This is a genomic window from Bacteroidota bacterium, assembly GCA_016183775.1.
In the GTDB taxonomy this organism is placed as follows: domain Bacteria; phylum Bacteroidota; class Bacteroidia; order JABDFU01; family JABDFU01; genus JABDFU01.
This window is the reverse complement of record JACPDY010000102.1, coordinates 1-13,908: the sequence shown is the minus strand read 5'-3', so window position 1 is coordinate 13,908 and position 13,908 is coordinate 1. Positions and strand designations below refer to the sequence as shown.

Here is a 13,908-nt window from a genome sequence, read left to right as displayed (position 1 = left end):
GGGCCATGGCGGTTCTTAACTGATGAAGACTGGGTCTATTTCCGGGAAGTGCTGGATATCCGCAAACTGCTGCGGGCTTGAAAACCCGTAGCCAACAAAATCCATGACAGCCAAACGAATCCTTATCACCGGCGTTTCCGGTTTCATAAAAAAATTATGGAGGCTGTTCCACAGTCCCGAGTGGAACGACACTCCTCTCCTTTGGAGAGGAGCTGGAGGTGAGGCCATTTCGGCCGAGGCCCCCACCAAACCCGAATTAAAAACCCTTCACAAAACCATCAAAAAAATTCACGATGATATTGAGCGATTTTCATTCAATACATCGGTAAGTAATTTTATGATCTGTGTAAATGAACTCACCGAACAAAAATGCAACAAACGTTTAATACTGGAGCCTCTGACTATTTTAATTGCACCATACGCACCGCATATTGCCGAAGAATTATGGAGTTTGCTTGGCCATAAGGAAAGTATAACTTATGCCAAATTCCCCGATTATAATGAGGAATACATGGTAGATGATTCGTTCGCTTACCCTGTTTCATTTAATGGTAAAACACGCTTTAAATTGGAACTGCCACTTTCCATGGGTATACAGGAAATTGAAAAAGAAGTACTTAGCAGTGAAGAAGCGATAAAATATTTAGAGGGCAAAACGCCTAAAAAAGTAATTATCGTGCCTAAAAAAATTGTGAATATTGTTATGTAACATGAACGCATTAAAATTCGTTCTCTTTTCAACACTCCTTGTTATTGGCGGACAAAGTTGTAAAACTCCGAAAGTGGTTGTTAAAAACCAGGATCAAAAAAATGCCGATCCGGCAAAGTCCATGATCGCTGACCGGACCCGGCAACTAACAGATTCCATTGCGCGTAATTCTATTGCGTTTTATATTCCGAAAGAAACCGATCCGGCAAAAACGATCAGGATCAATTTTAATATTTTCCAGGACGACAGTGGAAACGGGAACTTTCGCAATGTCCCTGCCGATATTGAAAGGCTCAACAATATGTTCAATTGGCTAAATGGAATATACGGAAACAATCCTCCTCCCTCCGATCCTATTGCCGGCGTAATTGAGCTGCACAAAACTCACATACAATTTGAATTGAACGGAATATTCTATTATAAAAACTCAGGTCTTATAAATTCCATAAATTCTTACGAACTATTACAGGAAATAAAAAAAACTGATCCCAAACGTATGGATCAACTTAATGTTTGTTTTACCAACGGTAAATTGGGGACTGCTTCGGGGCTTTCTTCTCTGCCTACCAAAAATTTAAATGATGACATGTTTGTTATTTCACTCAATTTTTATAACAACGGGAAAACGGTAGGCGATTTTGCAGCCGCAACAAACATGGCGCATGAGTTTGGTCACGCTTTCGATCTGGTTCATACATATATGGGAGGGGGTGCCTCACCCAATTGCGCGACATCAGCAGAGGATACTGAGTACTTAGATGATATTTTCGGCCCCTGGCCAGGCAATTGTCCTCACCTGGTAACAGACGCTGCGCACTCCTGGGGCTTTGATACGTTTTCCTCTGCAAATGATCGGCGAACAAATAATATAATGGGCGGGTTTCAGTCATCATCGTATTTTTCACCCAAACAAATAGGTACGATGCATCGTGCATTGACAATAAAAACGCCAAAACGCTATATAAAGTAAATTTAAGGTAAAAGCATTATAATTGGCATGAGTTTTGGGAACATAATCAACATGAACCGTATTGTTTTAAGCCTTTTTTTAGCAATTGTACTTTTTGCCGGCCTTGCTTTCAGGCTAGATCCTACCGCTTTTTCCCAGGTAGAAATTCCGGCTAAAGATGAGACCTTACGCACCTATAAGCATGATGCCTTTAAAAGGGGTGAAACGCTTAAATACCGGATGCACTATGGCTGGCTCGATGCCGGCATTGTAACCATTGAAGTGAAAGATGAAGCACGCGAAATCGGAGGACGTAAAACATATCACGTTGTTGGCACCGGAGAAACGAAAGGCTCAGTGGATTTCTTTTTCAAAATACGCGATCGTTATGAATCATATATTGACGAAGAAGCGCTTGCCCCCTGGATATTTATACGACGTGTGAATGAAGGTGGCTACACCATTAATCAAGATTATATTTTTAACCATTACAAAAAGAAAGTGGATGTAGGAAATAATGCCGTATATGACATCCCCGAATATTGCCAGGATATGACATCGGCATTTTTTTATGCCCGTTGTCTTGATTATTCTAAGGCCAAAGAGGGTGATGTATTTACCATAAACAGCTTTGTTGACAAAGAAGTATTTACAGTTAAAATAAGATATATTGGACGTGAAACAATCGACTCCGATGTTGGGAAAATAAAATGCCTGAAGTTCCGCCCGATCTTACAAAAGGGCAGAATATTCAAACATGAAGAGGACCTTAACGTCTGGATCACTGATGATAAAAACCATATCCCTGTTCGCGCGCAGGCTAAAATATTAGTGGGCTCTGTTAAAATGGACCTGATGGAATACTCTAATCTGGCCAACCCGATCGCGAGAGTAAATTGAAAATTATTATTTCTTTGGTTTTGAAACCTTCTTTAATGCAGTTATCCTAACATTCCTTTTTCCGGCCAATTCTTCAGGGAAATTTAAATACGCATATACACGTAATGAATTTTTGTTATTCAGAATTTCTTTGAACACTTTAACTTCACCCAAAGCCTTATTGCTTATCTGTTTATTATCAGGCCCGATAGCACTGTATTTTAGTAGCACTTTCTTTTGCATAATTGATCTAACCCGTTAATGCAGTATTGATTATATTGAACTGCCGTTTATTCTTATTTAATGGCCATTTTGGCAAAGTAAATACTTTATTGATAAAAAGTCAATTTTTATTATGCCAATGGATATTGTATATTATCATTTTATAAACAGGAAAACCAGTTATGCTACCTGAAAAAGGTAAACCAATTGCCGGAAGCCGAACGCAAAAATAAAATAACGTATGTAATTATATCAATATTGTATTTTTACAGCACAATGGCCGAAGCAATAACAACCCTTTATAGATCTCCGGTAGGATTGTTGAAAATAGAATATTCGGAAAGTTTCATCACGTCCATATTATTTGATGAAGATGAACAATCCGGCAAATTGCCTGAAGATACTACCTTAATATCAATGAATCCCGTTATTGTATCCTGCATTCAACAGCTGGATGAATATTTTGCCGGTAAACGCAGATCGTTTGATTTTCCCATGCAGCAACAAGGCACCTCCTTTCAGCAACGCGTTTGGCTGGAGTTACAAAACATACTTTTTGGAGAAACGATAAGTTACCTGGAATTATCGAAAAGAATCGGCAACATAAAAGCCATACGCGCTTGTGGAACCGCGAATGGACAAAATCAACTGGCCATTGTTGTCCCCTGCCATCGTGTTGTTGGCTCCAATGGAAAACTGGTGGGTTATGCGGGAGGTTTGCAGCGTAAAAAAGAATTGCTGCTACATGAAGCAAAATATACGATCCCGACAAAAACACTTTTCTAACGAATATCGTAATTACACGTCTTTATTTCAATCCGGGTTTTTCCTATCTTCACTTTTGATAAAATAATAACATATGGAGCTGAAACCGGAAATTATTGAACGTATTCAAAAATTAGATGAGAAATACGAAGCGATGGGCCAAAGTCTTGTGTCTTACCTTGATGGACTTTTGTACGCCGACTACCTCACCTATTGGGATTATATACATCTCGACACCTTGCTTAGTCTGCAAACACCAAAGACAAGCATCCCTGATGAGGAGATATTCATTATGTACCACCAGGTAACGGAATTATATTTTAAACTTTCGCTCCATGAATTCCGCCAGTTATCTGCAAACGGAAAGGCTTCAGCAGCCGGCCTTTTAAAAAGTATAACACGCGTCAATCGCTACTTTAACTCGTTAATAGATTCATTCGATATTATGGTTGAGGGTATGGATCCTCAGCAATTCCATAAATTCCGGATGTCCTTGCTGCCGGCAAGCGGTTTTCAAAGTGGTCAATACCGCATGATCGAAATCTACTGCACCGATTTTATTAACCTGGTTCAATCCGAACACCGGGAAAAATTTTCAGGTTTTATAACCGATACCACACTTGAACAAGCGTATAATTACATTTATTGGAAAACAGGCGCAACAGAACTGGCTACCGGAAAAAAAACACTGACACTAAAACAATTTGAGTTAAAATATTCAAAGCAATTGATTGAGCAAGCCAAACAATGCAAGACAGATAACCTGTGGGTGAGGTACAAAGCATTGCCAACGGCAGATCAACAAAACACAAAACTTATCGAAGCAATGAAATTACTCGATCTTAATATAAATGTGAATTGGCCTTTATCGCATTATAAATCGGCTGTTAAATATTTGCAAGGTGATCCGGAAGATATAGCTGCCACAGGTGGCACCAATTGGCAAAAATATTTACCTCCGCGTTTTCAAAAACGCATTTTTTACCCACAATTGTGGAGCGCCGAAGAAATTGAAAATTGGGGCAAAAGCTGGGTACGTTCAGTGGTATTTGGAAAATAATCTCTGTTGGTTCCCTTTTGAATTCTCATTGTAATTACTTATCTTCAATTAATGAGGAGAGTAATATATTTATTGTTGCTATTGACTGCCCAGCCCCTTTTCACTACAGCCCAGGACAATAATTATGTACCAAATGAAGCCATTGTTATGCTTCATGAGAACAATATTGATCTTTTGGCGGAATCTCTTAACAGTATCGGAATAAATATTCAACAGCACGAATTACTTGCCCGTTCAATGAATATTTGGCTAATTCATTACAATACACCATTGAATCAGGATGAAGTTATCGCGACATTAAGAAGATTACCGCTTATACGAATAGCTCAATCTAACCACTATGTACAACCCCGTATTAATATTCCTTCTGATTCCAGTTTTTCAAGCCAATGGGGCATGAATAATACGGGCCAATCGGGCGGCGCCCCGAATTCAGACATAAACGCTCCTGAAGCCTGGGGCATTACAACAGGAGGCTTAACTGCTACCGGCGACACTATTGTTGTTGCCGTTATTGACGGCGGTTTTGACCTGGCGCATTCCGATCTGTCATTCTGGAAAAACTATGCTGAAATTCCGAATAATCTGATCGATGATGATGATAACGGATATGTTGATGATTATGATGGCTGGAATGCTATAAAGTCAAACGGACAGATAACTTCCTCAAGCCATGGTACACATATATCTGGAACTGTTGGAGCAAAAGGAAATAACGGAATTGGTATCGCCGGGATCAACTGGAACGTCAAAGTAATGCCTGTTATTGGTTCATCAAGTACAGAATCTGTTGTTATAAAAGCGTATAACTATGTGCTCACTCAGCGAAAATTGTATAACTCCAGCAATGGCAACTCGGGTGCATTTATTGTTTCCACTAATTCATCCTTCGGAGTTAATTATGGAAAACCGGTTAACTATCCACTTTGGTGCGCATTTTATGATTCGTTAGGCGCGGCAGGAATACTAAGTGCGGGGGCTACAGCTAATCTTAATATTGATGTTGACGTACAAGGCGATATCCCTACAACATGCCTAAGCAACTACATGATCGCAGTAACAAATACTACAAATACCGATGTTAAATATACAAATGCGGCATATGGGCCAATTTCTGTTGATATTGGTGCGCCTGGCACAAATATATTATCCACTACTCCCGGTGACACTTACCAAACACTGACAGGAACATCTATGGCAACTCCGCATATAGCCGGAACAATTGCATTGATGTGGGCTGCCGCTTGTACAAAAATGATAGGTGATTATAAAACGAACCCGGGGGATTTAGCATTAATTATGAAAAGCTATTTATTGAATAGTGCTGAACAGATAAATTCATTGAGCGCTATAACTGTATCCAATGGCAGATTGGACCTATTCGGCGCTTTGCAACTGGTGCAGCAATATGCCTGTTCAATTTCCACAGGAGAAAGGTTAAGTACTGATAATAAATTATCGATTCATGTAATATATCCCAACCCTGCTACCGGTAAAGCGGAAATAGAATATAATGCAGGAGGCTCTATAGCGGTTACGGTATCCGTATATGACCTGCTCGGTCAAAAGCTGTTGAGTGCTATAAAAGAAAGCAATGGCGGCATCACCAAACAACTTATAGATATTTCAAGCTTACCCAAAGGGGTTTATTGCGTTGTTATTGCTGATGGAAATAAAGTGTCGAATACCCAACGACTGGTTACTTATTAGCAGAAAATTTTTCAACGACCTCTTTGGTTACTTTCCCACCCTTACCCGTATTCCTTCCGAATTACTTGTAAACTCAGGTGCATACATGCATTGAATACTCGTAATTCCATTCGAGAAATCCCCCTTATGTGTTACACGTAACGGATATTCAAACACATAAGTTCCCTTGGGCAAATACGAGATGAAGAAATTTGTTGCTGCGTCACGGGTGCTTTCATAATAGCCTAATCCATCCTGCCATTTATAATGTGATATCACATTCATTGGCTCAAAACCACTTGCTCGCATATCTTTCATATGCACATACTGCATATCACGATCAACACGTAATTCTATCCGCACCTTTAATTTATCTCCCACCTTCAACGTTACGTTACCGTCAATCGGCTCTATAACAGGTCCGCTTGCTGTATTACGTTCAACAAATAGTTTTTTAATTAATTGCAATGGTGTTTTACTTGAAGTTATTTTATCCAACTGTTCAAAATATTGCCAGTAAAGCGATCCCCAGCTCACTCCTTCGTCTTTTTTAACTACAGTTACATTTCCCATGGCTGGTTTTATATCACTCCCACTCCACGATGTTTTGAAATAGCCGGTGCCCGCTTCCTGCTTAACGCCGGGTAAATTCTTAGGATCAACTTTCACTTCACCTAAACTTATTTCAACCTGCGATTCGGTAGCCAGCCAATCCGTTCCCTGTAACAATAAAGCATAACACGCTTCAGTTGTAGCTTTGGTTGTTTTCCAATTCTGGGTTTGTTTGCTTTTCAGCAGCCACACTTTCAGATCATCAACCGATTTTTTATCATTCGCAACTTCATCAAACGCTTCGATCATCAGAGCCTGCGCTTCAATAGGTGCTTCCCACCAGTAAAATCCTTCATAGTTCTCCTTCCAATACATTCCCATCTCTTCACTGTTAAGCGAGTTTTCCTTCAATGATTTCATGATCCGGCCCGGAATAATTTTATCATCATACCTCTTGAGTGCAAGCGCTATCATTCCCTGCATATAGCGGCCTTTATTGAGCCAATATTGCTGAGCCTGTCCCTTAAAGTAATCAAACGCTTTTTGATTACGGGATTCAACCGGTACATCCCTGAAGTAGCCACGTGCATACAGATATTGTATCCGCTCATAACTGAGATTATCCAACTCGGGATGGCCATATTTTAATATCCACTCATAATCTTCGCGTATACGGTCATCCAGGTAACGGGCTCCCCGCTTCAGCATTCGCCACACCTTGTTGTCTTCTCTTACATTTTTGATCCCCAAATGATCCAGGTGCCCCATGCCGGCAATAATGTGCTGGGTAATGTAACGATCATCGGGCATTCCCTCGAACCAGGGCCAACCGCCATTGGACACCTGCATCTTTTCAAGCTTTGTCAGCGCACGGTCTAATTCATTGGCCATACGGTTGAGGTCGAATAAAAGCGCAACGCGTTTTTTCCGTTCAGTTTCATCTTTTGCATCATATACCCAGGGTGTTTCTTCAAGCATCAGCGCCTTCAGCTCCTGATTCTTTTCAAGATTAGAAAGCAGCGCATCGGGTGTTTGTGATCTCCAGCTTTCGAACACCGCTTTTATTTGGGGCGATGAGTTCGCAATGTGTGTGGCGATGCTGTTTGCATAAAAGCGACTGAAGGTTTGTTCGGCGCACTCATACGGGTATTCCATTAAATAGGGCAAAGCCTGTACCGCATACCAGGCCGGATTTGAAGTGAACTCCAGTGTAAGTTTATGATTACGTAATGTTGTCGATCCGACATTCTGTTCAATAAGCTTTTCAAACTTAAATATTTTTGTTTGTTTGCTGCGTATCGGCAAAGGCATCGACTCTGTCACTAACATGCTGTTGGTAAGAACAGGAACAGCCATTTCTTCTCCATCGGTGAAGTTTCCAGCCTTACCAACAACTTTATAAGTAATAGCACCTATACCTTCAGGGATTTGAATAGTCCACGTAACCGATGCGCTTTGTCCTTTTTTTGAAGTGAATAACTGAACCGCAGGTGATTTTAAAACAACAATATTCTCAGGAAGCCTGTTCCCTTTATTGTCAATGGCAATATTACCTCCGGCCGATGTATAGTTTCTATCAACAATTTCCTGAAGGGGTTTCATGGTAATTGCATCATATAAAAACAACTGCGCTTCACCGGACAATTCTTTATCTGATAAATTAGAAATTTTTGCTGTGAATTCCATTTTATCATTCTCTCTGAAAAACCGCGGCGCATTCGGAACAACCATTAAGTCTTTTTGTGTTACCAATTCTTTTGTGACCTGTCCATATTTCAGGTCCCTGGTATGTGCCAGACCCATCATTTTCCAGCGGGTAAGCGCTTCGGGAATGGTAAATTTTATGATCACACTGCCTTGTTCATCCGTTTGCAAATGGGGGTAAAAGAAAGCGGTTTCATTAAAATTGGTACGAGCCGCCACGCCTGACAAATCTACACCCATGGCCTTTGACTGTCCCGCGCCGGGTTTAACCATACTTGCGCCGGACTTTGCCTTGGTTTCCATCATTATTTCGCCTGTTGCCGCTGTTGTAACCGGCCTGGGGGCCTCAGCCTTTTTATCTCCATCCGCATCCTTCATAGACTTACTCATTGCGCTTTTACTTCTTTCAACTCCGCTATCATCATATTCCTCATACGCGCCATCCATCTCCCTGTCCCGGTTGCCATAATAGCCATAATAATAGTAGAAGTAATACCCGAACCAATTTAACTGGTCATAGCTTCGTGACGGGCCATAATGATAATCGTTCCAACCATCGGCGTATAACACGGAGTTGTTCGCCCCAAAAGCCAAATGATTCTCCCAGCTCAAAGTGGAATAATCATTTCCATAAATATTGAAATACCAGCTATTGGCCCTGAATACATCTAATGACGCGTCATACATGGTTGCCATCATTTCTGCCATCATCTTATCGCCTTTTTTGTCTTTGATCTTTACTTTCCATTCCTCTTTTTGGCCGGGCAATAATTTATTCCGGAAAGTTTCAAATTCAACATCAAGCTCTTTATTTGTCCACGGAACAGAAATAGTCGCATCATGCTCGTACTCCCTGCCATTTTTTACAAACACCAGGTGAATGGAAAAATTTCCCCGGTGTTTTTCCCCGATCGGAATCTCAATTCTTTTTTGTTCATTGCTCAATATAAGCCACTCGCGCTTTACAGACTTACCCTGTTCTTCAATATCATACATCACTTTTACATCATTCTCCTTTGTTCCCAATATAAAAACAGCTTTTTCTCCCGGCTCTCCGTCTCCCTTAACCAGAGTGAACCAATCGGTACTATTAGTTGGCAGTGCTGTTCCCTTTTCAGAATATACCGTAAAGTATTTAACATCTTTCACGTCTTCGCCAAACTTATCCTTTGTATGGGCTTCCATTACATACACCCCCGGCCTCCAATTACCAATATCACTTATTATGAGCTCCCTGCTCTTCTCTGTATCGAAATTATTTTCGAAGATCTTTTCTCCCCGTTCCCATGTGAACATATTACTTTCGTCAGCATATACATCTTTCGGAAAAGCAGTGTAATATTCTTCTTTTGTCATAATGAACCGATCGGGCTTTTCCCATAAACGGTTTCTGAAAACTCTATCGGGTTCTTTTACTTTATAAATTTCGATTTTACCCTGACCGGCCTCAAACACACCATTAGTATTGCTCGTGGATATCTCAAATTTTTTGTCCACATCCTTATTTATCTGGGCCGGAATATTTACAATTAAGTTAAGTGCATTGTACGCCACCGACACAACTGTTTGCGAACTTCGTGTTTCACCGTTAATATCTGTCACATCTGCATAAATAGTATATACATAGGTAGGTGATGAAGAGGGGGGAATACTCATATCGGCAATGGCTTTGAAGTTAATGACAAAGCCCCCTGTATCATTTGTTGTTGCAACACCGTTGGTGATCTCCATTTGAGGGGAAGAAGGATAATATCCTCTCCAGTACCACCACCAATAAGGGAATGAGGCATTTCGCACAACGCGGTACTTTACTTCGGCTCCATCAATGTTTGACCCGGCATAAGCTTTGGCGGTTCCCGCCGCTTTTATTTCATCATTCAACCTGTATACTCCTTTAACAGGAGAAAAATTCACTTCAAACTTCGGGCGTTTATAGTCCTCCACGGATATATTAACAGTTCCGTACCCATCTCCTATAGTCATATTACCATTCAGCACACCGTTTGGGGCGGTAAATGTGCCGCTGTATGATCCGTATTCATTTGTTGTCAGATCCAGTGAAGAAATTTTCTGATAATTCACATCATAAAATGTAACTGTGGTGAATTTATTAGCCAGGACCTCATTTCGCCTGCCATCGGTGTTGATCATTATTCCTTTAAAATATATGGTTTGACCCGGCCTGTAAATAGCCCGGTCAGTAAACAAAATAGTGCGCGGTTCCATTTTCGGTTCATAAGGCGTTTGCCGGTACATGTAAAGCGAACTTTCGGTTCTGTACCGATCTTTGCCGTTTATCAACTCGACATCGAAATTGGCATACTCCTTTCTGGGGGATGCCGCAAAATATCCCTGATCATTAGTTACATAACTATCGGATTTTATAAAATCGTACTTACGCGTTTTATAATTGTATTCCGAATACCACAAATTACCCGTTACACTTTTGAGTGGATTCCCGGTTTCCCTGTCCATCACATAAAACTCATACCCTCCATTTGATAACCTGCGGTTCACAAAACTTAAATTGGAAATCCAGGTGAAATCATATGCAATACCATTTTCTGTAACCTCAAACGAAGGCTTATCACTTATCATAACAAGGTAATAGCCTGCACCAAGTTCCGGTATTTTAAATTCAAGGTAATGAGTCTGAAAATCTCCATCGTCAGGTAAGCTGATCTCCCATTCTTTTGCAGGTTTTAATTTTAAATACTCCTGCATCATTTGTTTTGTATCATATCCTTCATAGTTGTTGTATTTACGCAAGTATTTTTCAAATTCGACAGGAACAGCACGTGCGTAAATTTTTGTGAGATTTTTATATGCTAAATAACCTCTGAATGGTTTATTGACGAGGTTTACTTTTTCAAGTGTGAATGTCATATTCTTAAGCCTGATACTTGATTCCAAGGCGAGACATTGTTCGGCTCCAAATGAGCCGGGGAAACGCGCATTTACCTCTTTACAAACGGCAACCGCTTTTTTATTAAACCATTTATTTATGCCCTCTTGGGTATTCTCCTCTGATTTCCGCGGATCATATTTGCCTGCCTTTTCAGTATATAATTGTGCTATTGCATAACTGACCTCGGCAGAAGATGCGTGTTTGATAAATTTTTGTTCGAGCACGCCGAGTGCTTTTAAATATAAACTATCATTAATGCCGGTAACCGCATGCTTCCTCACAAAATGCAATCGTTTCAGATCGGCATCGATCAATGCTGCGGGATCGTTATCTCCGGAATGAAACGAAAGCAAATTCTGCAAAATGCGCGTAGCATAATATTTAGTGCTTAGTGTGTCCTTATTGGCAATATCCAGTTTTATAAACTTGTCGGACTCATCAAAATAACTTTCTCCGGTCAATTCAAACTTGTAAGCGGGTCGTATTACATCGGGCTCGTCATTCATTAAAAAATCTATGGCACGATGCGCTACAAAATCGAATAGTGTGGGACGAAGCTTACGCGTATCATTTGTTCCGTTATACACGATGTCATCATAAATATTCAATGAGGTGAGTTTCAAACTATCAGCACTTTTTAAAGCCGATAAATGATGCTTGATGATCTGATCGAATAAGGTTTTAAGGTCCCAGGTTGAAATATCTTCCAATTTAATATTTACAACCTGTGAGCGTTGGGAGAATTTCCAGCGGTTATTATTATAGTACTGCTGGTAAATATCGGCCAGCATAGAATGTAGTATGGGAGTAACAGGATAGGCTGAACTTTTGATCTCATCGTTTAATTTATTGATTGACACAAACACCTCATTTTCCTGCATTTGCTGTTCAAACCGCAAGCGGTGCATAATTGCTTTTACTATTTGCGGAGCATTGTTATCGGTTTTCGCTTTCTTATAAATTGTTTCCACCGTTTCGAGACCCGATTTTGTAAGACCCAGACCGATAAGGGAATCTACTTTCCTCCATTCCTTTTCATAAGTGCTTCCTTTCGGAAATGTTAGCATAACAGGCTCTACATGTGCTTTAAAACTATACGCACTGATACCGATCGCGGTTGTAACTATGGCAAAAAATGCCACGAAAAAAATGTTTTTAGCCTTCATAGTTGTATGATTTTCCTATTGGATGCAAAGTAGTCCAAATTTCCATAAAAAATTCACTCTTGAACCACAAATGCTGATATTCTTATAAAAAACGGGTAATGTCTACTTCCTTATTCAACGTCTTATTCCCATTCAAGGTCTCACTAAAATGAACAGCGAAATACGGTGCCAGCATTATTCCCTTTGTTCCCATACCATTAAAGATTCCAATAGAACTATGTTTAGGATGCAGGCCGATCAAAGGTCTGCGATCACGAACAGTTGGACGAACTCCTGCTTCATGTGCAATAACCTGATAAGAGATCTTCAGAATACGATTTAATTTTTCGATCAATTCATTTTTACCTTGTTCGGTGGGAATTTCATTTAGATCGTTCCAGTTATGAGTAGCGCCTACTTTATAGACATCATTTCCCATAGGTAGGATGAAAACACCTTTGTTGATACATTTATCATCCGGAATAATACCGCCGGATAATTTAATCGTCAGGATTTCTCCCTTGGTCAATTTAAACGGAAGCCAATTGAAATAAGGATTTTCCCCTGCACGAAATCCTTCACAGAAAATTATTTTTTTTGCCCGGATTCCTTTATAATTAACTGATTCTCCATTCAGCAGAAGATCGGCATAATTGAATTTTTCTTCAATAATTAAATTCTGCTTTTTGAGGTGAGCCCTGAAAAGTGTCAGCATTTTTTTTACCTCCACATTTCCGGCCTGCTTAACAAAACCGGCGCCGTTACCGCTGTTTATAACCTCTGTTAAAAAATCCTGTTCAACAGTTCCTGATAAATATTTTTTTTGTTCTTCTTCTTTCGCCTTTTTCAGCCAAAGATCTTTTTCGCTTTTTTCAGCAAATAGTTTTACAATCTCCTTTTTGTAAAAAAGTTGCTCTCCTAAAATCTGTTCAAGATCTGTATAAAATTTTTCCGCAACAGGTAGCAGTTCATCTATCATCCAGCTTTGTGTGAGGCGCTTAAATACAATCGGATTATACAAGCCTGCTGCAACTTTTGAGGAAGAAGAATAATTCCAGTCGTCGACAACCAGTACCGCTTTGCCTTGCCCAATAAGTGTATGTGCCAATACTGTGCCGGCAATTCCCTGCCCCACAATCAAAAAATCGCAGAAGTATGATTGATCTGTACTCATTAAAATTTAAAGTTAATTAATTTAGAAACTGTTTAAAATTCATTTGATAAAAAGTATAAAGGGCATCTAAAAGGAAATCTCCTACTGAATTACTTAGTGTTGACCAAAACCCTATGTACCATGTATGAAACAAGCCTTACCGATGCCCAATG

General features: G+C 40.0%; 9 protein-coding genes. 6 read left to right on the top strand and 3 right to left on the bottom strand.

Annotation, left to right across the window (positions count from 1 at the left end; genetic code table 11):
• Nucleotides 1-103: 103 nt before the first annotated feature.
• From HYU69_13130 to HYU69_13120, 3 genes are read left to right on the top strand one after another with little or no spacing between them, the layout of a single operon-like run.
• On the top strand, nucleotides 104-709 hold the full coding sequence (locus HYU69_13130) for a class I tRNA ligase family protein (protein MBI2271280.1): 606 nt from the start codon (nucleotides 104-106) through the stop codon (nucleotides 707-709).
• A gap of 1 nt (nucleotide 710) precedes the next feature.
• The gene (locus HYU69_13125; GenBank protein ID MBI2271279.1) at nucleotides 711-1,679 is read left to right on the top strand and encodes a hypothetical protein; all 969 of its coding nucleotides are present in this window, start codon (nucleotides 711-713) and stop codon (nucleotides 1,677-1,679) included.
• A 51-nt stretch (nucleotides 1,680-1,730) separates the two neighbouring features.
• Entirely contained in the window at nucleotides 1,731-2,558 is an 828-nt protein-coding gene (locus tag HYU69_13120) for a DUF3108 domain-containing protein (GenBank protein ID MBI2271278.1), read from the top strand.
• Between the two features lie 6 nt (nucleotides 2,559-2,564).
• On the opposite strand, the gene HYU69_13115 is transcribed toward HYU69_13120, so the two are convergent.
• Nucleotides 2,565-2,780, bottom strand: coding sequence for a hypothetical protein (locus HYU69_13115; GenBank protein ID MBI2271277.1), 216 nt, complete (start codon nucleotides 2,778-2,780; stop codon nucleotides 2,565-2,567).
• Nucleotides 2,781-3,035: 255 nt separating this feature from the next.
• Between HYU69_13115 and HYU69_13110 the strand changes: the two genes are divergently transcribed.
• The 3 genes from HYU69_13110 (at nucleotide 3,036) to HYU69_13100 (ending at nucleotide 6,294) form a co-directional block, all read left to right on the top strand.
• The gene (locus HYU69_13110) at nucleotides 3,036-3,545 is read left to right on the top strand and encodes a methylated-DNA--[protein]-cysteine S-methyltransferase (GenBank protein ID MBI2271276.1); all 510 of its coding nucleotides are present in this window, start codon (nucleotides 3,036-3,038) and stop codon (nucleotides 3,543-3,545) included.
• Nucleotides 3,546-3,618: 73 nt separating this feature from the next.
• Entirely contained in the window at nucleotides 3,619-4,584 is a 966-nt protein-coding gene (locus tag HYU69_13105; GenBank protein MBI2271275.1) for a tryptophan 2,3-dioxygenase, read from the top strand.
• Between the two features lie 51 nt (nucleotides 4,585-4,635).
• Nucleotides 4,636-6,294 carry a S8 family peptidase gene (locus HYU69_13100; protein ID MBI2271274.1) on the top strand — a complete coding sequence of 553 codons (1,659 nt, stop codon included), beginning with the start codon at nucleotides 4,636-4,638 and terminating at the stop codon, nucleotides 6,292-6,294.
• A gap of 27 nt (nucleotides 6,295-6,321) precedes the next feature.
• On the opposite strand, the gene HYU69_13095 is transcribed toward HYU69_13100, so the two are convergent.
• Both HYU69_13095 and HYU69_13090 read right to left on the bottom strand, forming a co-directional pair.
• Nucleotides 6,322-12,603: a hypothetical protein gene (locus HYU69_13095; GenBank protein ID MBI2271273.1), complete on the bottom strand. Its 6,282-nt coding sequence runs from the start codon at nucleotides 12,601-12,603 to the stop codon at nucleotides 6,322-6,324.
• An 82-nt stretch (nucleotides 12,604-12,685) separates the two neighbouring features.
• On the bottom strand, nucleotides 12,686-13,756 hold the full coding sequence (locus tag HYU69_13090; protein ID MBI2271272.1) for an FAD-binding oxidoreductase: 1,071 nt from the start codon (nucleotides 13,754-13,756) through the stop codon (nucleotides 12,686-12,688).
• Between the last annotated feature and the right edge of the window lie 152 nt (nucleotides 13,757-13,908).